Below are 21,204 nucleotides of genomic sequence, written 5' to 3' on the forward strand. Positions count from 1 at the left end.
GTGGCGCGGTACGACTCGCTGCTCGACGCGCTCGGGGACACGCCGCTGATCGGGCTGCCCCGGCTGTCGCCGTCGGAGACGGTGCGGCTGTGGGCCAAGCTCGAGGACCGCAACCCGACCGGCTCGATCAAGGACCGGCCCGCGCTGGCCATGATCGAGGCGGCCGAGCGGGACGGCACCCTGACGCCGGGCTGCACCATTCTCGAGCCCACCTCCGGCAACACCGGCATCTCGCTGGCCATGGCGGCCAAGCTCAAGGGCTACGGCCTGGTCTGCGTGATGCCCGAGAACACCTCCACCGAGCGCAAGCAGCTGCTGCAGGCCTACGGCGCCCGGATCGTGTTCTCGCCCGCCGCCGGCGGCTCCAACCAGGCCGTGGCCATGGCCAAGGAGCTGGCCAAGCAGAACGCCGACTGGGTCATGCTCTACCAGTACGGCAACCCCGCCAACGCGCGGGCGCACTACGAGGGCACCGGTCCGGAGATCCTGCGTGACCTGCCGTCGGTCACGCACTTCGTCGCCGGCCTCGGCACCACCGGCACCCTGGTCGGGGCCGGGCGGTTCCTGCGTGAGCACAAGCCCGACATCCAGATCATCGCCGCCGAGCCCCGGTACGGCGAGCTGGTCTACGGCCTGCGCAACCTCGACGAGGGCTTCGTGCCCGAGCTGTACGACCCCGAGGTGCTCACCGGCCGCTACTCCGTCGGCTCCTACGACGCGCTGCGCCGCACCCGGCAGCTGCTGGAGACCGAGGGCATCTTCGCCGGCATCTCCACCGGCGCCATCCTGCACGCCGCCCTCGGCGCCGCCGAGAAGGCCGCCGCCGCCGGCAGGACCGCCGACGTCGTCTTCGTCGTCGCCGACGCCGGTTGGAAGTACCTGTCCACCGGCGCCTACTCCGGCACCCTCGACGAGGCCGCCCAGCGCATGGACGGCCACCTCTGGGCCTGAGGCTTTTTTTCTCTACGTGAGTGGCTCATTTCGCCTTCTGGGCCACCTGAGCCACTCACGTGGGCGGCAATGCGAAATGAGCCACTCACGTAGAGCGGTGAGTCACGGCGCCGACCACGACGTGGCGCACCTAGCCGTTACTCATCGTCCTGCGTAGTCACGGGACGAGACTATGAGACCGTCGCGGACGCGCAGAACGAATATCGCCGGCATGGTGATGTCCTTGCCGCCCAAGGAACCCCGGTAGGTGAACTCGCCGATGACGACCTCGGGATCGGTGGTCTCGTGGACCACGACGTCCTCGGCCCGGAAGTCGACGTCCATCTCGGCGGCGCGGGCGAAGTGCTCGCGGATGGCGTCGCGGCCGGCAAGGCGGGCGGTCGCCGGGTCGGTGCTGAACGGATGCACGACAACGGCGTCCTCGGCGTACAACGACGGCAGCTCGTCCCACTTGCGGCCGACGACGCCGTCGACCAGCTGCCGGAACACCTCTGCGGGTGCGGTCATCTGCACTACCCCCTAAACGGAACGGTCACTCCGCATCCAACGCTAGCGTGAACGGGCGCCAGGTGCCAGGGGGTTTCGCCTCGGCGAGGGCGAAGGAGCGGAAGGCATCGGCGGCCGCCGGCATGAAGCGGTCGCACCAGGCGAGCCCGATCATGCGAAAACATGGCGGATCGGAGACGGGCAGCTCGACGACATCGGGCAGCGGCGCGGGCCCCGGCCCCATCAACCCGACCCCGCACCCGGCGCCGATCAATCCCCGCAGGGTCGCGCCGTCCTCGCCCTCGCACGAGATCTGCGGCGCGAAACCGGCCTCCCGGCACAGCCGCTCGGTCGTCGGCCGCATTCCGAAGCCCCGGGAGAAGATCACGAACGGCTCGTCGTGCACCTCGGCCAACTCCACCGACGACCGCCCGGCCAACCGGTGATAGGCCGGCACGACGAGCACCAGGGGCTCGCGCAGCAACGGTTGCCAGATGATTCCCGGCGACCCCGGCGTCGAGATCAGCAGCAGGTCGACGACACCGTCCAGCAGGTACTGCTCGATCCGCTCGGTACCGCCCTGTCGCAGTCGGAACTGCACGTTGGGCCGCCGGGGCCGGTACCCGCTGAGCAGCGTCGGCACGACGAGCGGTCCCATGGTGTTCAGGAACGCCAGGTTCACGGTCCCGCGATCGGGATCGGCCAGCTCGCCGATGGACCGCCGGGCGCCGTCGACCGCGGTGACGGCCCGGCGGGCCCCCTCCAGCAGCGCCTGCCCGTTGGCGTTGAGGCGCAGCACCCGCCCGACCCGGTCGAACAACGGGGCCCCGACCTCCCGTTCCAGCCGGCCGAGGCCCCGGGACAGCGCCGGCTGCGACAGGTGCAGCGTCTCGGCCGCCTCGGTCACCGTCCGGCTCTCCGCGACCCTGATGAACCATCGCAGCTCGTCCATGTCCACGGATCGATGTCTAGCACGCATCGTTTCGATGGGGAATGTTCATTGGACGCATCAATGCCGCCGGGGCGACCCTCAGGTAGTGACACCACTCGCGCTCGGTCTCGTCGCCGCGACCGGCCTGATCGTCGGCATGCTCAACGCCGTGGCCGGCGCGGGAGCCCTGCTCACCTTCCCGCTGATGGTCGCGCTCGGCCTGAGCCCGCTGTCGGCCAACGTGACCAACTGCGTCGGCGTCGTGCCGGGCTCGATGGCCGCGATCGTCGGCTTCCGCAAGGAACTGCGCGGCCAGGGACCCACCCTGCGCAAGCTGGTGCCGCCGGCGGCGATCGGGTCCGTCGTCGGCGCGGTGTTGCTGTTCACGTTGCCCAGCAAGGTCTTCGACTACGCGGCCCCCGGCCTGCTGGCGCTAGGCGCAGTGCTGGTGCTCACGCAACCGTTGCTGGCCAAGCGATTGCGCGCCCGTGCGCCGCACCGCAACAACAAAGGCCTGATCGCCGGCATGTTCGCCAACGGCGCGTACGGCGGCTACTTCGGCGCCGGCGTCGGCATCATCTTCGCCGCGCTGCTGGGGCTCATGGTCACCGACGACGCACACAAGATGAACGCCATCAAGAACGTGCTCCAGACCGCGGCCAACGGCGTGGCCGGCGTGATTTTCGCCTTCACCGCCCCGGTGAACTGGCCGGCGGCGATCGTGCTGGCCGCGACCACGGCGATCGGCGGCCCGCTCGGGGCCCGGATTTCCCGCTACCTCCCGGCCACCGCCCTGCGCTCGGTGATCGGCGTCCTCGGCCTGGTCACCGCGTCCACGCTGCTGCTGCGGACCTTCTGACCGGCGCTACCATCGGCTCATGGGGGATAAGCGGATCAAGGTCTCGGTGTTGGATGTCGCCCCGGTCTGGCGCGGTGGCTCCGCCAGCGGCGCACTGCGAGCGTCCCTCGACCTGGCCAAGCGGGTCGAGGCGCTCGGGTATCACCGGTACTGGACGGCCGAACACCACAACCTGCCGTGCCTGGCCGCCACGGCGCCCGCGGTGATGGCGGCGCAGCTGGCCAACGCGACGAGCACCATGCGGATCGGCTCCGGCGGCGTGCTGCTGCCCAACCACGCGCCGCTGGTGGTGGCCGAGCAGTTCGGCGTGCTGTCCGCGTTCCATCCGGGACGGATCGACCTCGGCGTCGGCCGCGCCCCCGGCGGTGACGCGCGCGTCGCCACGGCATTGCGGCGCGCGGGCGACTCGGGCGAGGACGAGTTCGCCGCGCAACTGGCCGAGCTGGCCGGGTACTTCGGGAGCGGCGGCCCCATTTCGGCCGGCGCCGCCGCCGAGCACCGGCCGCCGATCTGGCTGCTGGGTTCGAGTCCGTCCAGCGCGAAGACGGCCGCCCGCCTCGGGCTCCGGTACGCGTACGCCCACCAGATCAAGCCGGCGACCACCGAGGAGTCGCTGCGCGCCTACCGCGACGGGTTCCAGCCCTCCGCCGACCTCGCCGAGCCGTACGCGATGGTGGGCGCGGCGGTCACCGTGGCCGAATCGGACGCGGAGGCCGACCGGATCATGCGTCCCTACCTGCTGTCGCGGCTGTCGATGCGCGCCGGGACCGGGTTCGACGCCTTTCCCAGCCAGCAAGAAGCCGACGCCTACTCCTTCTCGTCGGAGGAGCGCGAGCACGTGCGGGGCTTCGCCGACGCACAGCTGGTCGGCGGCCCCGATACGGTCCGGCAGAAGGCGACCGCGCTGCTCGCCGCGACGGGCGCCGACGAGCTGATGGCGCTCACCCTCGTGCCGGACCCCGAGGACCGGGTCAACTCCTACCGTCTGCTCGCCGAGATCGTGCCCTAGCCGGCGAACACGGTGGACGGCAGTCCGACGCCGAAACCGGGCAGCACCAACAGAGATCCGGCCAGCTCCTCCGGCTCCTGGAGCCCTTCGCGAGCAGTCGTCACGTACAGGTCGGTGAAGTCGTGGCCGCCGAAGGCGCACGCGGTCGGCTGCGAGACCGGCATCGGCACCTCACGGTCCAGCTTGCCCTCCGGCGTGTAGCGCCGGATCGCGTTCCCGCCCCACAGCGCCACCCACAGGCAGCCGTCGGCGTCCACACACATGCCGTCGGGGGAGCCCGGCGTGCCCTCGACCGTACACAGTGGACGGCGATCGGTGGCGGAACCCGTTGCCAGGTCGTAGTCGAAGACGTCGACGCGACTGGTCGGGGTGTCGATGTAGTACATCAGCGTGCTGTCCGGGCTCCACGCGATCCCGTTGCTGATGGTCACGTCGTCGAGCAGCACCTTGGCCGCGCCGTCCGGTTCCACCCGCGCCAGCCAACCGCCGCCCTCGGCCGCGTCGTAGCGCATGGTGCCCGCCCACAGCCGCCCGGCGGCGTCCACCGCCGCGTCGTTGCCGCGCACGCCTTCGCGTTCCCAGTACACCAGCCACCGCTGCCCGCCGTCGGCGTCCAGCAACGCCACGCCGTCCTTCAGGTTCGCGACCAGCCCGCCCGCCGCCCGCGGCTTGGCCGCCCCCACATGCTGCGGCGTCGGCAGCACGTCGTCCCTGCCCCGCCCCGGGTCGTACCGATGCACCGCGCTACCCAGGATGTCCACCCACAGCAGCGTCGACGTCGACGTGTCCCACGTGGGGCCCTCGCCGAGCGTCGCGTCGCCGCGCACCGCCACCTCGAACACTAACTCCACCTTAAGGGTTGTTCCTGATGCCCTGGACCGCTGACCGGTCTTACGCTCGGTTACGTGGCTACCCTTCCCGCACCGTCGGCGCCTGGCAAGCCCGTCAACCGGGTTCTGCCGCCGAGACCGCTGCAAGCGGCCGTGGTGATCGGCGCGTTCACCGCGCTGCTGTACGTGCTGGAGTTCGTCAACCTGGCGTTCTTCCGGGGCACGCTCAGTGACTACGGCATCGTGTCGCACCGGGTGACCGGCCTGCTCGGCGTGATCTGGGCGCCGCTGCTGCACGTGGGCTGGCAGCACCTGGTCTCCAACACCCTGCCGGTGGTGCTGTTCGGCTTCCTGGCCATGGCGGTGGGGATCAGGCAGTGGGCCGCGGTCACGGTGACGATCTGGCTGATCAGCGGGCTGGGTGTGTGGCTGACGGAGGACACGGGCGTGTCCACGGTGGGGGCGTCGGGCATCGCGTTCGGCTGGCTGATGTTCCTGTTGGTGCGCGGGCTGTTCAACCGCAGCGTCAAGCAGTTGGCGGTGGCCGTGGTGCTGTTCTTCTACTGGGGCAGCGCCCTGTGGGGCCTGCTGCCCAACGTGAATCCGGAGATCTCATGGCAGGCCCACGCCTTCGGCGCGCTGGGCGGACTGCTGGCCGCCTGGCTGGTCGCGATGGCCAACCGACCGGCCCGCACCGCCGGTAGTCTCGCAGCGTGAGCCTCGCCGCCGACGCACCGATCGGGATCTTCGACTCCGGAGTGGGCGGCCTCACCGTCGCCCGCGCGATCATGGACCAGCTGCCCGGCGAACGCGTCCGGTACCTGGGCGACACCGCGAACTGCCCGTACGGCCCGCTGCCCATCGCCGAGGCCCGGCGGCACGCCCTCGCGGCGTTCGACCAGCTGGTGGCCAGCGGCGTGAAGATGCTGGTCATCGCCTGCAACACGGCGTCGGCCGCCTGCCTGCGGGACGCCCGCGAGCGCTACGACATCCCGGTGGTCGAGGTGGTCCTGCCGGCGGTGCGCCGGGCCGTGGCCACCAGCCGCTCCGGCCGCATCGGCCTGATCGGCACGCAGGGCACCGTCCAGTCCCGCGCCTACGACGACGCCTTCGCCGCCGCCCCGCAGGTCACGCTGACCAGCGCGGCCTGCCCGCGGTTCGTGGACTTCGTGGAGCGCGGCATCACCTCCGGCCGGCAGGTCCTCGGCCTGACCGAGATGTACCTGGAGCCGCTGCACCGCGCCGACGTGGACACGCTGATCCTCGGCTGCACCCACTATCCCCTGCTCACGGGCGTGATCCAGATCGTGATGGGCGAGCAGGTGACCCTGGTGTCCAGCGCCGAGGAGACGGCCAAGGACGTCGTCCGGGTGCTGACCGAGCGCGACCTGTTCCGGGAGTCCGCCGAGGAGTACCCGGAACACGAGTTCCTGGCCACCGGCCCGGCCGAGCCGTTCCGGCGATTGGCCCGCCGGTTCCTCGGTCCGCAGGTAGGAGCGGTCGGGGCCGTCATGTCACCCTCTACGCCGTGAAGCTGACCATCATCGGGTGCTCGGGCAGCGTGCCAGGGCCGGCCGCGCCCGCCCCGTGCTACCTGGTCGAGGCGGACGGCTTCCGGCTGGTGCTGGACCTGGGCAACGGCGCCCTGGCCGAGTTGCAGGCCCGGATCAGCACGTTCGACGTCGACGCGCTGGCCTTCTCTCACCTGCACCCCGACCACTGCGCGGACTTCAGCGCGCTGGCGGTGCTGCGCCGCTACCACCCGGACCCGCCGTACGCGCCCGAGCAGCGGCGGTTGCCGGTGCACGGCCCGTCCGACACGGCCCGGCGGTTCGCCGCCCAGTACGCGCCGAACGATGGCGAGCGGCTCGTCACCGACTTCTCCGACGTGTTCGACTTCCACCCGCTGACCGGCGAGACCGTGCAGATCGGGCCGCTCAAGGTGACCTCGGCCCGTGTCATGCACCCGTGCGAGGCCTACGGCTTCCGGATCGAGCACGACGGCCGGTCGCTGGTCTACTCCGGCGACACCGCGGCCTGCCCCGCGTTGGACAGCCTGTCGGCCGGCGTGGACCTGCTGCTGGCCGAGGCCACCTGGACCGACCTGCCGACCCGCCCCGCGGACATGCACATGTCCGGCCGGCAGGCGGGTCAGACCGCGTGCCGAGCCGGAGTGGGCAGGCTCATGCTCACCCATGTCGCGCCCTGGACCGACGCCCAGGTCGTGCTGGCCGAGGCGCGGGGCGAGTTCGTCGGCGAGGTGCTGCTCGCCGAGCAGGGCCGGTCCTACGAGGTCTGACCCGTGAGGGAGCTAGGTCAGCCGCCCACTCCCTTCCACACCGCCGAGGCGCCGCTGTCGCCGATCAGGTAGATCTCGTACGACACGGCGACGGCGCTGGCGATCACCGCGATCGCGACGATGACCGTGATCACGCCCCAGAACCGGGACGACGACTGGCCACCCTCCTCGACCAGGCCGGGGGTGGCGGCGGGCTCCTCGTCGAGCTCCTCCAGGCTGTGCACGCCCGGGGCGACCGGCTGCTGGCGCGGGGCCGCCGAGGTCACTCGGGCCCGGACGCCGCCGGTGGCCCGCTCGCGGTCGGCGATGCGGCCCACGACCAGCAGCAGGAGCAGCATCACGCCGAAGGCGATGGCGTAGGGCAGCAGGGCGTTGCCGAGGTCCCGGTGGTGGGCCAGCCCGGGCGGGGAGCCCTTGATGGTGTCGTACAGCGCCTCGCCGGCCTGCTGGGTGATCGGCACGGCGCCGATGCCCAGCACGGCCAGCACGAGCACCGGCAGCCAGTAGCGCCGCCGCCACTTCGGGACCACGGCGATGATGATGCTGCCGACCGCGGCCAGGGGCAGCAGCACGACGACGGCATGCACCAGCAGCGGGTGAAGCGGCAGCCCGTTGATGGTGAACGAGTTGTCGGCAAGGGTCATGACAACCTCACGTTGGGAACGCGCAAGTGGTTCAAAACCGGGGGTCGATCGGGTGCCCGTAGGCTAGCCGCGTGGTTAGAGCAGACGGCCGAGGCGACGAGTCCCTCCGCGAGATCAAGATCACCCGTGGCTACCAGCAGTGGCCGGCGGGGTCCGTGCTGGTCGAGTTCGGCAGCACCCGGGTGCTGTGCGCGGCCAGCGTGACCGAGGGCGTGCCGCGCTGGCGGGCCGGGTCCGGGCTGGGCTGGGTCACCGCCGAGTACGCCATGCTGCCCTCGGCCACCCACACCCGGAGTGACCGGGAGTCGGTCAAGGGCAGGATCGGCGGCCGCACGCACGAGATCAGCCGGCTGATCGGGCGGGCCCTGCGGGCCTGCATCGACCTGTCCGCGCTGGGCGAGAACACCATCGTCATCGACTGTGACGTGATCCAGGCCGACGGCGGCACCCGCACCGCGGCCATCACCGGCGCGTACGTGGCGCTAGCCGACGCGATCACCTGGCTGGACGCGGCCGGCCGGCTGGCCGACCCCAAGCCGCTGTCCTGCTCGGTGTCGGCGGTCAGCGTCGGTGTGATCGACGGCCGGGTCCGGTTGGACCTGCCGTACGAGGAGGACTCCCGGGCCGAGGTCGACATGAACGTGGTGGCCACCGACGCCGGCACGCTGGTCGAGGTGCAGGGCACCGGCGAGGGCGCCACCTTCGCCCGCTCCACCCTGGACCAGATGCTGGACTTGGCGCTGGCCGGCTGCGCGGAGCTGACCCGCCTGCAGAACGAGGCGCTGGCGCTGCCCTACCCGGGCCAGCTGCCGGAGCCCTCGCCCAAGGGGCGGCGCAAGTCGTGACCAAGCTGCTGCTGGCCACCCGCAACGCCAAGAAGCTGGTGGAGCTGGACCGCATCATGGTCGCCGCGGAGGTCACCGGCGTCGAGGTCATCGGCCTCGACGCCGTGCCGGCGTTCCCCGAGGCCCCGGAGACCGCGCCCGACTTCGAGGGCAACGCCCTGGCCAAGGCTCGCGACGCCGTCGCCGCGACCGGTCTGCCGGCCGTGGCCGACGACTCCGGGCTGGCCGTCGACGCGTTGAACGGCATGCCTGGCGTGCTGTCCGCCCGCTGGTCCGGCCGGCACGGCGACGACCTGGCCAACCTGGAGCTCGTGCTGGCCCAGCTCGGCGACGTGCCGGACGAGCGCCGTGGCGCCGCCTTCGTCAGCGCCGCCGCCCTGGTGCTGCCGGGCGGGGCCGAGGTTGTCGTGCGGGGGGAGTGGCGGGGCACCCTGATCCGGGAATCCCGTGGCGCCAACGGTTTCGGGTACGACCCGATCTTCGTGCCGGAGGGCGAGACCCGCACCTCGGCGGAGCTGCCCCCGGCCGAGAAGGACGCCCTCTCCCACCGCGGCCGCGCCCTGCGCCTCCTCCTCCCCCACATCACCGCCGCCCTCACCTGAGCACCTTCTGCTGATGCAGCGAAGGACGCCTTACCCTCGTTCAACGCGGGTAAGGCGTCCTTCCCTGCATTGGTTTCAGCCCTGTTCCGGCGTGTAGGGCGGGGCCACGCCCCAACCCCAGTGCGGCACCGGCGCGTGCTTCACGGGCTCGGCGCCCGGCTGAGAATTGGCCAGCGCGATCCGCGTGCCCCATTCCAGGTAGCCGGTGAAGGCCGCCCGGAACTCCGGGTCGGCCGGCAGCCCGACCTCGTCGGCGGCGTCCTGGAGCAGGCTGATCCAGCGGCGGCGCTGGGATTCGGTGATCGCCTTACCCAGGTGCATGCCCAGCATCGTCGAATAGCCGCCGCGTTCCGCGGTGTAGGTCGCCGGCCCGCCGAACACCTCGCCCAGCCAGTGCGCCACCCGCCGGGGATGGTCCGACGACATGCCCCGGAACATCGGCTCCAGCAGGTCGTCCTTGAGGACCTCCCGGTAGAAGGCCTCGGTCAGCTCGGTCAGCGCCTTCTCGCCGCCGGCCCAGTCGTACAGCGTCGGCGGCCCGTCCTGCTCCGGATTGCCCATCTCCACCCCTTGTCGATCTCGCTCGGCGACGGTCGGTGGCTACCCTGGCCGTCAGCCGGCAGGGCCGACAAGTACGCACTTTCCGGTAGGCACCCAGGGGGCGAACATGGCGCAGCAGCGGTACCACTGTCCGGTCGAGCTCACCCTCGACGTCGTCGGCGGCCGCTGGCGGGTGCTGATCCTGGCCCGCCTCAAGCAGGGCCCGCTGCGCTACGGCCAACTCCGCCGGCTCATCCCGGACATCAGCGAGAAGATGCTCACGCAGCGCCTGCGTGAGCTGGAGTCGGACGGCCTCGTGCTGCGGGATGCCAGCCAGGAGCCCGAGTTGCGCACGGACTACCGGCTCAGCCCGGAGGGCGAGACCCTGGCCCCGGTGCTGCAAGGCCTGTACGACTGGGGTCTCGCCCGCGCCGAGCGCACCGGCGTCGACGTCTCCGGTGTCACGCCGTCTGGTGCGTGACCGACATCTGCACCACCAGCACGCCGGCCAGGATCAGCACCATGCCGCCGATCGTCAGTGCGGAGACGGGCTCGGAGAACAGCACGCGGTTGGCCACAACGACCAGGGCGATGCCGCCGCCGGCCCACACCGCGTAGGTGACCGGCATCGGCATGCCCATGCGGATCACCTGTGACTCCAGGTAGAAGGCGAGCGCGTAGCCGGCGATCAGGCCGAGCACGGGCAGCGCGTGGCTCAGGCCGTCGGACAGTTTCAACATGATCGTCGCGAACACCTCGGCGACGATGGCGAGGGCGAGCAGGATCCACATCAGCATTGCTGGTTCCAGGTTTCCGGCACGCGCCGACGGCCGGTCCGCCGGTGGCGGATCGGGGGCGCGCGAAAGGGTCCGCCGAAAGATCAGCGGTTACGGGAGTGGGGGGCCGTCAGCCCGTACTCAACCGCCCCGGGTCGGGAAGTGGACCCGCATGACGAATTTGGAGGGACGCTCAGGACCGCTTGGTGTGGAGGAACCACACACGGCGTATCACCCTCTGCGTTGAACCGGGGCGGCCATTCGCCAGCCCTCACGGTCGAGCTTACCCCAATCGGGGGTTCACAGGCCGGGCGCGAGCGCCGTGACCTCGTCGTTCACCGCCGCAGCGGCCGCCGCCCAGTCGGTGCCGACGGGGAACGAGGCGAGCACGACCACGACGAACCGCCAGCCGACGCCGACCAGGCCGCTGGTGTGCAACACCACATCGCGCGTGCTCTGCGACCAGCCCTGTTTCACCGCCCACGGCCGCGGCAGCCGGGACGGGATGCCGAAGTACTGGTCGAAGCCGTCCGATCCGTGCCGCGGCGCGGCGGCGAGCGCGTCCACGATCAGGTCGCGCCACGGCGACTCCAGCACGTGCCGGTAGATCGCCACCACGTCGGCGATGCCCAGCATCGTGTCGCCCCAGCGGCCCACGATCTCCGGCGGACGGGTCGCCGGCAGCGCCAGCCGTTCCACCGTGCGCACGACGATGTCCGGGCCGCCGTCGGCGTCCCACAGCTCGTTGGCCACGGTGTCGTCGCTGGCCGACAGCATCCGCCGCAGCGCGTCACGCAGCGGCGGCTCGTCGGGCCGCCGCCCCAGCACGTCCAGGGCGATCAGCAGCTTCACCAGCGAGGCGGACCGGAAGCTCAGCTCCGGCCCCTCCCAGCGCAGCGCACGGTCGGCGGACCGGTCGTATACCGCTACGGCCCGGCTCAGATGCCGAGGTCCTTGCGCAGCTTGGCGACGTGCCCGGTGGCCCGCACGTTGTACGAGGCCTTGGCGATCTTGCCGTCGGCGTCGACGACGAACGTCGAGCGGATCACGCCCATCACCGTGCGCCCGTAGTTCTGCTTCTCGCCGAAGACGGCCCAGCGCTGCATCACGGCCTTGTCGGCGTCCGAGAGCAGCGGGAAGGTCAGGCCCTCGGCGTCACGGAACTTGGCCAGCTTCTCCACCTTGTCCGGGGAGATGCCCAGCACGGCGAGACCGGCGTCGTTGAACTCGGCCAGGTTGTCCCGGAAGTCGCAGGCCTGCTTGGTGCAGCCCGGCGTCATGGCGGCCGGGTAGAAGTACACGACGACCTGGCGCCCGCGGTAGTCGGACAGCGAGACCTTGTTGCCCTCGCTGTCCAGGAGCGTGAAGTCCGGCGCCGTGTCGCCGACCGCCAGTCGCGTCTGCTCAGTCATGGCGCGAACGTAGCGTGCCCCACCGACAATCGGCCTAGGCGGTCCCCGCGAACGCCGTCGCCGGCACCGCGTCGACCACGTCCGGCTGCACCAGGATCCGCAGGTCGGTCGGCTGCTGCGGCACGGCGAAGGCCACCGTCAGCTGCACGGTCCGGCCCGGCGCGAGATCCTCCTGCGCGGCCACGTAGCCGCCGAGCCCCTGCGCGGGGTCCACGACCTCCTGCGCCAGCTGGCCGCCGACCGTCGCCTTCACGGCCAGCTGCGACGGCTTGTACGTGGTGGCCGTGCCGTTCTCCACCGTCAGCTCGAACACCGCCGCCCGCGCCGCCTGCGGGTACGCGGTGCTGCTCGGCTTGAGCGACCGGGGCTGCGAGATGGTGATCGCCAACCCGTTCGGCCAGGTCCGCCGGTCCCCGAACGCCGCGTCCACGGTCTTCGCGGCCTGGCTCACCGTCGGATTCGCACTGCTCTGCACGGCCGACAGCTGGGGACCGCCCGCCGTGCCGCACCCGGCCAGCAGCGCCGCGAGGCATGCCGCCCCGATCAGCCTGACGATCCGCACTTGTCACTCCCCTCAGCAAACCCCTCCACCTTGGCCGCCATCCGGGTGTCCGGGCCAACCGGTTACGACAGTCGAGGCACACCTGGTGCCGGGACGTGGCCAAGCCGTAACCGATTGACGACGGAGTGTGGGCGGGCCCACAGGCTCTTGTCGAATTTCCCGAACCGGGAGCCGGTGTCCGATTGGTCCACAGTGGTGACGCGGGCCTCCCGGTAGGCGACCTGGGGGTACCCGGCGTCCTACAGTCGGGGGCGTGACTTCAGCCGATTCCACCGTCGCCGGCCGGCCGTTGCGCGCCGACGCCCGGCGCAACCGGGCCCGGGTGCTCGAGGTGGCGCAGCAGGTGTTCGCCGAGGAGGGCCTCGCGGTCCCGATCGACGAGATCGCGCGGCGGGCGGGGGTCGGCGTGGGCACCGTCTACCGGCACTTCCCGACCAAGGACGCGCTGTTCGTGGCGATCATCCAGGAGCGGCTGCGGGCGGTCGGGGAGGTGGCCAGGAAGCTGGCCGAGGGGCCGGCGGCAGGCCGGGCGTTCTTCGGTTTCTTCGAGCACATGGTCCGCGACGCCAGCCTGAACAAGGCGCTGTTCGACGCGCTGGCGGCCGGCGGCGGCCTCAACCAGGAGCTGACGGCGGAGGCGCGGCAGGTGATGATGACCGGCCTCGGCGACCTGCTGGCCAAGGCCCAGGAGGCCGGCGAGGTGCGGCCGGATCTGACGGCCGCCGACGTGAAGACGCTCATGGTGGGCTGCCTGACCATGGCCCGGCAGGGCACCGCCGACCCGGGCCTGATGGTCGGCGTGGTGTGCGCCGGGATGCGGCCGGTCAGTCCAGTCCGGACACCCGAAGCGTGATGTTGAGGCGGCCGGCGGTCAGCCCGGTCGCCGGATCTCCGGTCCCTGGCAGGGTTTTCATCACGCCGTGATACGCGAAGCGGGACGGCCCACCGAAGACGAACAGGTCGCCGGACCGCAGTTCGACGTCGGTCCACGGCCGGTTGCGGTGCTCGGTGTTGCCGAAGCGGAACACGCAGCTGTCGCCGACGCTCAGCGACACGACCGGCGCCTCGCTCCGCTCGTCCTTGTCCTGGTGCATGCCCATCTTCGCGTCCTGGTCGTAGAAGTTGACCAGGGCGACATCCGGCCGGTATCCGGGATCCCCGACCGCCCGCGCGCCCAGCTCCGCCAGCCAGTCCGGCAGCGGCTTCACGGGGGAGCCGTCCTCGGTGAAGCGGCTGTAGCGGTACGGCGTCCAGTGCCAACCCAGGCAGACCGTCTGCACGGACATCACGCCGCCGCTGGGCAGCGTCGTGTGGCGCATGCCGGCCGGGGGAGCGGCCCACTCCCGGCACGCGGCGACCACACGGCGCTGGTCGTCCAGGTTCAGCCAGTCCGGTGTGTGCACAGCGCCGGGTGCGACCTCCACCGGCGGCCGGCCGAACATCGAGTCTGCCTGCATGACGCCTCCGCCATCCGGCGGCAACCCCCTAACCGCAGCTCAGACCGCGAGGCGCAGCCCCGCCCCGGGGGCGTGGGGGTCGCCCACCACACCAAAAACCGGAGCGACCTGGTGAGCGCTCTCCGCGAGCACAGGTCGCCCATCGCGTAGGACCGGTCGGACTCGAACCGACACTGGCACGGACCTAAACCGTGTGCCTCTGCCAATTGGGCTACGGTCCCCTCGCCGTAAGCCTAGCGGGCGGCGTCCGGCGGGCCTGTCGAACCGGCCTTAACGTGGTCAACTACGGTGGTTCAGGCATGCACGGCGAGGAGGAACAGTGGCCCGCGATCCCGACACCATCCAGCGTGAGATCGAGCAGGCGCGTGACGCGCTGGCCGCCACCCTGGACGAGTTGGCCGTGAAGGCCAACCCGAAGCAGTACGTCGACCAGGGCAAGGCCGCGGTCCGCTCGCGGCTGTCCGATCCGCGGGTGAAGTACGCGTTGATCGGCGTCGGTGTGCTGGTCGGCGTTCTGGTGGTGCGCAAGCTCTTCCGCTGACGATCTGAGCGGACGCGAGACCCCCGCCGTGGCGGGGGTTTTCGTGTGTCAGGGTCTCAGCAGCGGCAGCAGCACCTGGTCGACCAGCCGGTCCACGAAGGTGTCGTCGAGTGGGTCGCCGGTGAGCATCAGCCGGTAGGTCAGCGCCGCGCCGGCCAGCTCGACCGCCATGCCGCGCGGGGCGTCCAGGCGGACCTCGCCACGGGCGGTGCCGCGGTCGATGATGCCGCGCAGCACATCCCGCTGTGCCACCAGGAACGTCTCCCGGAACGCCGTGGCCAGCTCGGGCTCGTGGGGGAGCTCACCGACCAGCGCCTGCGCCGCCTTGCCGGTCGGGCCGGACAGGAACGCGGCGAAGGCGCTGAGGAACTCCCGCAGGTCGCCGGTGAGCGACCCGGTGTCGGGCTCCGGGATCTCCTGGTGCACCAACTGGTTCACGGTGTCGATGACCAGGTCGAGCTTGGACTCCCAGCGCCGGTAGATGGTCGCCTTGCCGGCGCGGGCCTTGGCCGCCACGGCGTCCATGGTCAACGCCCGGTAGCCGACCTCGGCCATCACCTCGAGGGCGGCCCGGCGCAACGCCTCGTCGCGGGTGGCGTCCCTCGGCCGACCGCGGGCAGCCGCGTTTGCCTGCTCCGCGTACGACGTTGTGGCCAAGACCAGCCTCCCGATACTGCACCAGGTCGCCTTTCGGGGATCATCCTAGGTGCAATCAGCCGGTCGGGTGGCTCAGATCTCCGCGTCCTGCGCCTCTTCAGCCAACTCGGAGAGATCCATCTCCTGCGTGTTCTCCCCGACCTTGGGCGGGTCGCCCGCCGGCGTGTCGGCCGCCGGCGGCTCAGGCTGCGGCAGGGACGGCGTGCTCAGGCCGTGCCGGGCGTGCAGATAGGCGGTGGTGAAGGCGAAGGCGTCGCCCTCCAGCAGGTGCACGACGGTCGGCTTGCGCTCGGTGTCGGCGCCGGTCAGCTGCTCGACCATCTGGTCCGCGCGGTCCCGCGCGGCGATCAGGCCGGGCGCCTGCTCGGTCAGCACGGTGTCGTCGGACCGGACGTTGACCGTCCAGTCCTCGCCCTGCGGCTGATAGTTCACCAAGATCGGTGTCGCGCCCATCCTCGATCACCCTCCCCGTTCAACGCGGCCTCCCCGTTCAACGCGGCCTCCCCGGTCGACGGGGCCGCTCAGGTGAAACGCGGACCCGTCGGACGCATGACGACGTTACACCGATCGGGTGACCGCCAACCGTGTCTTACACCAAAGCGTGCCTACCTTGTCGCTGTTCATCGCCCGCTTGTTCGATCATCCGGGCGGCCACCCGGTCGATGGCCGCGTCCAGGTCGGCCCGGCCGTCGGGCCGCCAGTCGGCCAGCCGCTCCGCGATCCAGTCCCGCCAGGCGTGGGCCAGCCGCTCGAACTCGGCATGGCCGCGCTCGGTCAGCTCCAGCTCCTCGCCGCGGCGCTCCAGGTAGCCACTGAACTCCAGCGCGAAGAACGCCGGCTCGAACACCTTGCCCGGGATCCGGTGCCGCTCCGCGATGGCGGCGACGGTGGCCGGCCGGTGCAGCTTGTGCTGGAACTTGACGCGCATGAGGCACCAGACGCCGCCCTCGTCCAGGCTGGTGCCGGACCGGCCGAGGATCTCCGGCGCGGCCTGCCGGCGCTCCCGGTACAGCAGGGTGGCGATGGCCCGCTCCAGCTCGCGGTCGGAATCCCGGGCCTCCGGCATGGCGAAGCCCTCGCCCATCTCCGGCGCGCTGGCCCGTGACGTGTCGCGCAGCGGCATCTCCTTGAGGAAGAACGACACCAGCAGCGCCAGCACGCCGACCGGCACCGCGTACAGGAACACCGTGTGCAGCGAGTCGGAGTAGGCCTGCACGATCGGCGCCGACAGCACGTCCGGCAGGGCGTGCAGCAGCGACGGCACGGCCGTCACGTGCGGGTCGACACCCTGCGGCAGCGGATGCGCGGCCAGCGTCGACGTCAGGTTGGCGGTGAGCTGGCTGGAGTAGATCGAGCCGAAGATGGCCGCCCCGAACGAGCTGCCGATGGAGCGCAGGAACGTCACGCCCGAGGTGGCCACGCCCAGGTCGGCGTAGTCGACGGTGTTCTGCACGGCGATCGTCAGCACCTGCATGGCCAGGCCGATGCCGACGCCCAGCACCAGCATGTAGACCGAGGACAGCACGAGCCCGGTGCCCGGCGTGAGCAGCGACAGCAGGTACAGGCCGGCGCTGATGCCGAAGCTGCCGAGGATCGGGAAGATCTTGTACCGGCCGGTCTTGCTGACGATGTTGCCGGACACGATCGAGGCCACCAGCAGGCCGAGCACCATCGGCAGCAGCCGGATGCCGGACGAGGTGGCGGACGTGCCCTCCACGTACTGCATGTACGTCGGCAGGAACGACAGGGCGCCCAGCATGGCGAAGCCGACGATGAAGCTGAGGATGCCGGCCACCGTGAACACCGGGTTGCCGAACAGTCGCATGGGCAGCATCGGTTCCTTGGCCCGCAGCTCGACCAGGACGAACAGGGCCAGCAGCACGACCGAGCCGACCGACATCCAGATGATCTCCGGCGAGTTCCAGGCGTAGGTCGAGCCGCCCCAGCTGGTGACCAGTGTCAGCCCGGTGACGGCCAGGCCGATCAGCACGATGCCCATGTAGTCGACGACCGGCTTGAGGGCCGCCTTCACCGACGGCATGGCCATCGCCGCGACGATCAGCACCACCACGACCAGCGGGATGTTCACGTAGAACGCCCAGCGCCAGGACAGGTGGTCCACGAACAGGCCGCCCAGCATCGGGCCGACCACCGTCACCACGCCGAACACCGAGCCCAGCAGGCCCTGGTACTTGCCGCGGTCGCGCAGCGGGATGAAGTCGGCGATGAGCGCGGTGGCCGTCACCAGCAGCCCGCCGCCGCCGATGCCCTGCACGGCCCGCCAGATGATCAACCACGTCATGGAGTCGGCGAAGCCGCTGAAGAAGGAGCCGACGCCGAAGATCACCACCGACAGCTGGAACATCAGCTTGCGGCCGAACAGGTCGCCGAACTTGCCGACGACCACCGTCATGATCGTCTCGGCCAGCAGGTAGGCCGTGACCACCCAGGACAGGTGGCCGGCCCCGCCGAGGTCGCCGACGATCGTGGGCAGCGCCGTGCCCACGATGGTCTGGTCCAGCGCCGCCAGCAGCACGCCGAGCAGCACCACACCGAAGATCGCGTTCGTCCGGCCGCGGCTCACGCTCGCGGTGTCCGGCTCGACTGCGGTGGTGGCAGCCATGTCGCCCCCCTCGTCCCGGTCGGTTCCGACTTCACCGCACTGGGCCGTCCGCCGCAGCGGACGTCACCCGGAGAGGTGATCTCCCGGGTTCGAGCGTACAGAACAGTTCTGTTCTATTGGCTGTGATCCCGCTGACCCAGCAGCGGCGCGAGCAGGCCGTCCACGATCCGGTCGACCAGGGCGTCGTTCAGGGGCTGGTCCCGGAACAGCAGGGTCGTGATGGCCAGCGACATCGGCAGCTCGCCCAGCAGCTCCAGGTCCACGCCGGGCGGCAGCTCGTCGCGAGCCTTGGCGGCGTCCAACACCACGGACATCGGGCTGATGCCGCCCTGACCGAGCTGCTCGCCCATCAGCCGGGCCAGCTCGGGGTCCCGGCGGCTGCCCTCCAGCAGGGCGAGCAGCAGGCCGCGCCGGTCGCCCGGCGCCTCGGTGCGCAGCCACCGCTTGGCCAGCTCCCGCACGTCGCCCAGGTACGACCCGGTGTCCGGGGCCTGCACCTCGACCCGATTGGCGTCCATCGCCGCCACGATCAGGTGCGCCTTGGACGGCCAGCGCTGGTAGAGGCTGCCCTTGCTGACGTGCGCCCGCTGCGCGACGAGGTCCATGTTGAACCGCTCGTAACCGACCTCGGCCACCACGTCGAGGGCCGCGGTCAGCACCTCGGCCAGGCGCTCCGGGGTGTCGAGGGGGACGCGTCTGCGCGACGGGGACGACATTCCGGGGACAGTACTTCCAGGCCCGCGGTCTCGGCCTCGCGGTCGAGCCCGCTCCGGGGCGACCCGTTCGGCGTAGCGTGGGCGGAGATCGGTCACCCGAACAGTTCAATTACCGCGACGGAGCCCATTGCCGCCATGTCGGACATCCCGATTCGCCGCGTGGCGGCCGTGCTCGGCGGTTTTGTCGTCGGCGCGGGCGTGTTCTCCATCGCCGGGCTGATGCCGTCGCTCACCATCGAACTCGATGTTTCCGATGCCGAGGTCGCGCAACTGCTCACCGTTTTCGGATTGACGCGCGCGATTGTGCTGCCATTCGTCGGCCGGGTCGATCCCCGTCGGCTGCTGACGATCGGCCTGGCCGTTCTGACCATCGGAAACGGGTTTTCGGTATTCGTCGACAATTTTTTCCTGCTTCTCGCCGGTCGAATTGTGCTCGCGGTCGGCGCGGCGTGTGTCGTGCGGGCCGGCGGCCGCGGCCTGGCCGTCGGGACGGCTTTCGGGGCCGTTCTCGGCGCACCGCTGGCCGCCGTGATCGCGGACCAGGCCGGTTATCGGGCCGTGTTCGTGCTGCTGGCCGTGCTGGCCGCGATCGGCGTTGCCGACGCGCTACTCGGCGTGCCGGCGCCCACGGTCGGCCGTCACCCGATCAGTGATCCACAAGTGGTGCTGGCCGCCGGGCTGAAGGTGATCTTCCGAGCCGGCGTGCTCGCCGCGTTTACGCTGTTCACGACGGTTCTGGCCGCCGTCGCCGGCATTCACGGCCCGGCCGTCGGCGCGCTGTTCCTGGCCTTCGGCCTGGGCGTGGTCGTCGGTGCCCAGGTGGCGAGGGGACGTGGTGCGAGGGCGGCTTTGCTTGCGTCAGTCGCAACCAGTGCCGCCTTCGCGGCGGCGCTGCCGCTGGCTCACGGCTCGGCGGCCGGTATCACGGCGGTGCTCACGCTCTGGGGTGCCTCGGCCGGGGCGGCGGACGCCGCGATGCGGGGTCTCATCACCGATCCGGTGCTCGACGAGACGGCCGGCTTTCTCGGTGTCGGCCTGTCCGGAGTGGTCGGTGGCGCGGTGCTCGGCACGGCTGGGCCGGCGGCATTGCCGCAGGTCGCGGCGGCCTTGTCGGCGGTGGTGTTGATCACGGCGGCGATCGGGCTCGCGTCGAGCTTCCGGGGAGAGGGCCACCGTGGCCCTGGGGCCCTCTCCACCGGAAGTCAAGACGCGCGCTGAACTGCCGGCGCCGGCTCAGCCGTTGGGATCGACTGCCGTCCGGTGTGCGGTGGAAGCCGTCCGTCTGAGTCCGCCGTCGCGGCCTCGAGTCGATGGTTCCGTCAGCCTCGGGTCCTTGTCTGCTGTCATAGCACCTCCAGTGTTAGCGGTTCCCGGCCGGCATGGCGGGGGCTGCTGCGCGGGTAACCCCGCGGCGCGGTGAGGACACATTCGTCACCCGAGAAGGCGAAGGGTGGTGTTAACCGAAAGGTGAGCAGCCGTCCCGATCGGGAGATCGACGAGGTCGATGTCCGGCGGGGCCAGTGGCATGGCGCGTGTCACCCTTTCGACTTGGAGCGGTCCGCCGAGCGGATCCGTGTCGGGTTCATTGAGCCACCAGACGGCGGCGTCCTCAATACTCCATTTCGTTAAGGGACAACTAACTCATCGGGGTAGTAGCACGGGGTTTGACCACGAAGCGAACGCGTAGCGTCACCGTGCGCGTTCACGGTGCCACCCGTTCGGCCCAGTCGTTCGGATCCGTCGTAACTACCGGAGAGTGGACCGACCGGAGCAGTCGAAGATCCGATGTCTGACGGCGAAAGGTGGCATATCGGCCATGAGTCCTTGTGTTCATGGTGTGGACCTCCTACGTTTTGACCCGGTCGCCTGTCGCCGCCGCGCACGCCGAAGCCGACAAGTTGGAGGAACGAAACGTGCGCAGGACTGTGTTGACCGCGCTGGCCGCGGTCGTGGCCCTGGTCGGGTCGGGGGTGCTGGGGGCCACCCCGGCGCTGGCCCTGGACAACGGCCTGGCCCTCACCCCGCAGATGGGCTTCAACAACTGGAACCTCACCCAGTGCGGGTCCCAGTTCAACGAGGCGTTCGTCGAGGGCATCGCCGACACCCTGGTGTCGACCGGCCTCAAGGACGCCGGCTACCAGTACGTCAACCTGGACGACTGCTGGGCGCAGTCGAGCCGGGACAGCAAGGGCAACCTGGTGCCCGACAAGAACCGCTTCCCGCACGGCATCAAGGCCGTCGCCGACTACGTGCACTCCAAGGGTCTCAAGTTCGGGCTGTACACCAGCGCCGGCACCAAGACGTGCAACAAGGCCGGCTTCCCCGGCGCGCTCGGCCACGAGAAGCAGGACGCCGCGTTGTGGGCGTCGTGGGGCGTGGACTACCTGAAGTACGACAACTGAAAGTCTGGCGCTTGGGCCTGCGGGCGGATCGGGTGTCACGTCCCCTGAGCTGCTGGTTTGGT

General features: G+C 70.8%; 26 protein-coding genes, 1 tRNA gene and 1 pseudogene. 13 read left to right on the forward strand and 15 right to left on the reverse strand.

The features are described from left to right. A complete protein-coding gene (locus AB0M73_RS37345) occupies window positions 1–951 on the forward strand; it encodes a cysteine synthase (RefSeq protein ID WP_363901381.1) in 951 nt (316 codons plus the stop codon). 141 nt (window positions 952–1,092) lie between these two features. Here the strand turns inward: AB0M73_RS37345 and AB0M73_RS37350 are convergent, their stop codons facing one another. Both AB0M73_RS37350 and AB0M73_RS37355 read right to left on the reverse strand, forming a co-directional pair. Continuing rightward, on the reverse strand, window positions 1,093–1,458 hold the full coding sequence (locus tag AB0M73_RS37350; RefSeq protein WP_363901384.1) for a nuclear transport factor 2 family protein: 366 nt from the start codon (window positions 1,456–1,458) through the stop codon (window positions 1,093–1,095). A gap of 25 nt (window positions 1,459–1,483) precedes the next feature. After that, window positions 1,484–2,389, reverse strand: a complete 906-nt coding sequence (locus AB0M73_RS37355) for a LysR family transcriptional regulator (RefSeq protein ID WP_363901387.1) — start codon at window positions 2,387–2,389, stop codon at window positions 1,484–1,486. An 85-nt stretch (window positions 2,390–2,474) separates the two neighbouring features. Between AB0M73_RS37355 and AB0M73_RS37360 the strand changes: the two genes are divergently transcribed. Together AB0M73_RS37360 and AB0M73_RS37365 are read left to right on the forward strand one after the other, a co-directional pair. Further along, the gene (locus AB0M73_RS37360) at window positions 2,475–3,227 is read left to right on the forward strand and encodes a sulfite exporter TauE/SafE family protein (protein ID WP_363901390.1); all 753 of its coding nucleotides are present in this window, start codon (window positions 2,475–2,477) and stop codon (window positions 3,225–3,227) included. Between the two features lie 19 nt (window positions 3,228–3,246). Beyond that, window positions 3,247–4,236 carry an LLM class flavin-dependent oxidoreductase gene (locus AB0M73_RS37365; protein WP_363901393.1) on the forward strand — a complete coding sequence of 330 codons (990 nt, stop codon included), beginning with the start codon at window positions 3,247–3,249 and terminating at the stop codon, window positions 4,234–4,236. Here AB0M73_RS37365 and AB0M73_RS37370 read toward each other — a convergent pair. Next, a complete protein-coding gene (locus AB0M73_RS37370; RefSeq protein WP_363901396.1) occupies window positions 4,233–5,087 on the reverse strand; it encodes an SMP-30/gluconolactonase/LRE family protein in 855 nt (284 codons plus the stop codon). The genes AB0M73_RS37365 and AB0M73_RS37370 overlap by 4 nt on opposite strands. 54 nt (window positions 5,088–5,141) lie before the next feature. Between AB0M73_RS37370 and AB0M73_RS37375 the strand changes: the two genes are divergently transcribed. From AB0M73_RS37375 to AB0M73_RS37385, 3 genes are read left to right on the forward strand one after another with little or no spacing between them, the layout of a single operon-like run. Next, a complete protein-coding gene (locus AB0M73_RS37375) occupies window positions 5,142–5,783 on the forward strand; it encodes a rhomboid family intramembrane serine protease (protein WP_043718520.1) in 642 nt (213 codons plus the stop codon). Next, window positions 5,780–6,598 carry a glutamate racemase gene (murI, locus tag AB0M73_RS37380; protein WP_043718519.1) on the forward strand — a complete coding sequence of 273 codons (819 nt, stop codon included), beginning with the start codon at window positions 5,780–5,782 and terminating at the stop codon, window positions 6,596–6,598. Before AB0M73_RS37375 ends, murI begins: the two co-directional genes overlap by 4 nt. After that, window positions 6,595–7,365, forward strand: a complete 771-nt coding sequence (locus tag AB0M73_RS37385) for an MBL fold metallo-hydrolase (RefSeq protein WP_363901401.1) — start codon at window positions 6,595–6,597, stop codon at window positions 7,363–7,365. The genes murI and AB0M73_RS37385 overlap by 4 nt, the downstream gene beginning before the upstream one ends. Before the next feature lie 17 nt (window positions 7,366–7,382). On the opposite strand, the gene AB0M73_RS37390 is transcribed toward AB0M73_RS37385, so the two are convergent. Continuing rightward, complete coding sequence (locus tag AB0M73_RS37390; RefSeq protein WP_363901404.1) at window positions 7,383–8,009, reverse strand: DUF2231 domain-containing protein; 627 nt, start codon at window positions 8,007–8,009, stop codon at window positions 7,383–7,385. 71 nt (window positions 8,010–8,080) lie between these two features. Between AB0M73_RS37390 and rph the strand changes: the two genes are divergently transcribed. Then, a complete protein-coding gene (rph, locus tag AB0M73_RS37395) occupies window positions 8,081–8,854 on the forward strand; it encodes a ribonuclease PH (protein ID WP_363901407.1) in 774 nt (257 codons plus the stop codon). Next, the gene (rdgB, locus tag AB0M73_RS37400) at window positions 8,851–9,456 is read left to right on the forward strand and encodes an RdgB/HAM1 family non-canonical purine NTP pyrophosphatase (RefSeq protein WP_363901410.1); all 606 of its coding nucleotides are present in this window, start codon (window positions 8,851–8,853) and stop codon (window positions 9,454–9,456) included. The genes rph and rdgB overlap by 4 nt, the downstream gene beginning before the upstream one ends. Window positions 9,457–9,531: 75 nt before the next feature. On the opposite strand, the gene AB0M73_RS37405 is transcribed toward rdgB, so the two are convergent. Next, window positions 9,532–10,017: a group II truncated hemoglobin gene (locus AB0M73_RS37405; protein WP_363901413.1), complete on the reverse strand. Its 486-nt coding sequence runs from the start codon at window positions 10,015–10,017 to the stop codon at window positions 9,532–9,534. A 106-nt stretch (window positions 10,018–10,123) separates the two neighbouring features. Here AB0M73_RS37405 and AB0M73_RS37410 point away from each other — a divergent pair, with 106 nt between their 5' ends. Continuing rightward, window positions 10,124–10,477, forward strand: coding sequence for a helix-turn-helix domain-containing protein (locus AB0M73_RS37410; protein ID WP_043718513.1), 354 nt, complete (start codon window positions 10,124–10,126; stop codon window positions 10,475–10,477). Here AB0M73_RS37410 and AB0M73_RS37415 read toward each other — a convergent pair. The 4 genes from AB0M73_RS37415 to AB0M73_RS37430 all read right to left on the reverse strand — a co-directional run bounded on the left by AB0M73_RS37415 (window position 10,458) and on the right by AB0M73_RS37430 (window position 12,746). Further along, a complete protein-coding gene (locus AB0M73_RS37415) occupies window positions 10,458–10,793 on the reverse strand; it encodes a multidrug efflux SMR transporter (protein ID WP_363901416.1) in 336 nt (111 codons plus the stop codon). The genes AB0M73_RS37410 and AB0M73_RS37415 overlap by 20 nt on opposite strands. Window positions 10,794–11,072: 279 nt before the next feature. Continuing rightward, on the reverse strand, window positions 11,073–11,624 hold the full coding sequence (locus tag AB0M73_RS37420; protein WP_363901419.1) for a hypothetical protein: 552 nt from the start codon (window positions 11,622–11,624) through the stop codon (window positions 11,073–11,075). Between the two features lie 86 nt (window positions 11,625–11,710). Next, window positions 11,711–12,184, reverse strand: a complete 474-nt coding sequence (gene bcp / locus AB0M73_RS37425) for a thioredoxin-dependent thiol peroxidase (protein WP_043718512.1) — start codon at window positions 12,182–12,184, stop codon at window positions 11,711–11,713. Window positions 12,185–12,218: 34 nt separating this feature from the next. Beyond that, window positions 12,219–12,746, reverse strand: a complete 528-nt coding sequence (locus tag AB0M73_RS37430) for a hypothetical protein (protein ID WP_043718511.1) — start codon at window positions 12,744–12,746, stop codon at window positions 12,219–12,221. A 253-nt stretch (window positions 12,747–12,999) separates the two neighbouring features. Between AB0M73_RS37430 and AB0M73_RS37435 the strand changes: the two genes are divergently transcribed. Further along, complete coding sequence (locus tag AB0M73_RS37435) at window positions 13,000–13,599, forward strand: helix-turn-helix domain-containing protein (RefSeq protein ID WP_363901423.1); 600 nt, start codon at window positions 13,000–13,002, stop codon at window positions 13,597–13,599. Here the strand turns inward: AB0M73_RS37435 and AB0M73_RS37440 are convergent. After that, window positions 13,571–14,203 carry an alpha-ketoglutarate-dependent dioxygenase AlkB gene (locus AB0M73_RS37440; protein WP_363901426.1) on the reverse strand — a complete coding sequence of 211 codons (633 nt, stop codon included), beginning with the start codon at window positions 14,201–14,203 and terminating at the stop codon, window positions 13,571–13,573. The two genes, AB0M73_RS37435 and AB0M73_RS37440, sit on opposite strands and share 29 nt — an antisense overlap. 147 nt (window positions 14,204–14,350) lie before the next feature. Next, window positions 14,351–14,424, reverse strand: a tRNA-Leu gene (locus AB0M73_RS37445). Window positions 14,425–14,522: 98 nt separating this feature from the next. Here AB0M73_RS37445 and AB0M73_RS37450 point away from each other — a divergent pair. Beyond that, on the forward strand, window positions 14,523–14,744 hold the full coding sequence (locus tag AB0M73_RS37450) for a DUF3618 domain-containing protein (RefSeq protein WP_363901429.1): 222 nt from the start codon (window positions 14,523–14,525) through the stop codon (window positions 14,742–14,744). A gap of 48 nt (window positions 14,745–14,792) precedes the next feature. Here AB0M73_RS37450 and AB0M73_RS37455 read toward each other — a convergent pair whose 3' ends face one another. From AB0M73_RS37455 to AB0M73_RS37470, 4 genes are all read right to left on the reverse strand, one after another. Further along, a complete protein-coding gene (locus tag AB0M73_RS37455; protein WP_043718507.1) occupies window positions 14,793–15,401 on the reverse strand; it encodes a TetR/AcrR family transcriptional regulator in 609 nt (202 codons plus the stop codon). Between the two features lie 72 nt (window positions 15,402–15,473). Then, complete coding sequence (locus AB0M73_RS37460) at window positions 15,474–15,854, reverse strand: hypothetical protein (RefSeq protein ID WP_363901433.1); 381 nt, start codon at window positions 15,852–15,854, stop codon at window positions 15,474–15,476. 136 nt (window positions 15,855–15,990) lie between these two features. Beyond that, complete coding sequence (locus AB0M73_RS37465) at window positions 15,991–18,024, reverse strand: MFS transporter (protein ID WP_363901436.1); 2,034 nt, start codon at window positions 18,022–18,024, stop codon at window positions 15,991–15,993. Between the two features lie 113 nt (window positions 18,025–18,137). Further along, entirely contained in the window at window positions 18,138–18,740 is a 603-nt protein-coding gene (locus AB0M73_RS37470) for a TetR/AcrR family transcriptional regulator (protein ID WP_363901439.1), read from the reverse strand. 159 nt (window positions 18,741–18,899) lie between these two features. On the opposite strand from AB0M73_RS37470, the gene AB0M73_RS37475 reads away from it, so the two are divergent. After that, window positions 18,900–19,958 carry an MFS transporter gene (locus AB0M73_RS37475; RefSeq protein ID WP_363901442.1) on the forward strand — a complete coding sequence of 353 codons (1,059 nt, stop codon included), beginning with the start codon at window positions 18,900–18,902 and terminating at the stop codon, window positions 19,956–19,958. Window positions 19,959–20,653: 695 nt separating this feature from the next. Then, window positions 20,654–21,139, forward strand: a pseudogene (locus tag AB0M73_RS37480) (glycoside hydrolase family 27 protein); the annotation flags it as partial. Between the last annotated feature and the right edge of the window lie 65 nt (window positions 21,140–21,204).

This window comes from Kutzneria sp. NPDC051319 (genome assembly GCF_040682195.1).
In the GTDB taxonomy this organism is placed as follows: Bacteria; Actinomycetota; Actinomycetes; order Mycobacteriales; family Pseudonocardiaceae; genus Kutzneria.

Bases quoted from the DNA above. Each gene is read 5' to 3' on its own strand.
- AB0M73_RS37465 (WP_363901436.1), bottom strand. From the start codon at position 18,024: ATGGCTGCCACCACCGCAGTCGAGCCGGACACCGCGAGCGTGAGCCGC.
- AB0M73_RS37440 (WP_363901426.1), bottom strand. From the start codon at position 14,203: ATGCAGGCAGACTCGATGTTCGGCCGGCCGCCGGTGGAGGTCGCACCC.
- AB0M73_RS37405 (WP_363901413.1), bottom strand. From the start codon at position 10,017: ATGGGCAATCCGGAGCAGGACGGGCCGCCGACGCTGTACGACTGGGCC.
- AB0M73_RS37355 (WP_363901387.1), bottom strand. From the start codon at position 2,389: ATGGACGAGCTGCGATGGTTCATCAGGGTCGCGGAGAGCCGGACGGTG.
- AB0M73_RS37390 (WP_363901404.1), bottom strand. From the start codon at position 8,009: ATGACCCTTGCCGACAACTCGTTCACCATCAACGGGCTGCCGCTTCAC.
- AB0M73_RS37470 (WP_363901439.1), bottom strand. From the start codon at position 18,740: ATGTCGTCCCCGTCGCGCAGACGCGTCCCCCTCGACACCCCGGAGCGC.
- AB0M73_RS37415 (WP_363901416.1), bottom strand. From the start codon at position 10,793: ATGCTGATGTGGATCCTGCTCGCCCTCGCCATCGTCGCCGAGGTGTTC.
- AB0M73_RS37410 (WP_043718513.1), top strand. From the start codon at position 10,124: ATGGCGCAGCAGCGGTACCACTGTCCGGTCGAGCTCACCCTCGACGTC.
- bcp (WP_043718512.1), bottom strand. From the start codon at position 12,184: ATGACTGAGCAGACGCGACTGGCGGTCGGCGACACGGCGCCGGACTTC.
- AB0M73_RS37460 (WP_363901433.1), bottom strand. From the start codon at position 15,854: ATGGGCGCGACACCGATCTTGGTGAACTATCAGCCGCAGGGCGAGGAC.
- AB0M73_RS37350 (WP_363901384.1), bottom strand. From the start codon at position 1,458: ATGACCGCACCCGCAGAGGTGTTCCGGCAGCTGGTCGACGGCGTCGTC.
- AB0M73_RS37365 (WP_363901393.1), top strand. From the start codon at position 3,247: ATGGGGGATAAGCGGATCAAGGTCTCGGTGTTGGATGTCGCCCCGGTC.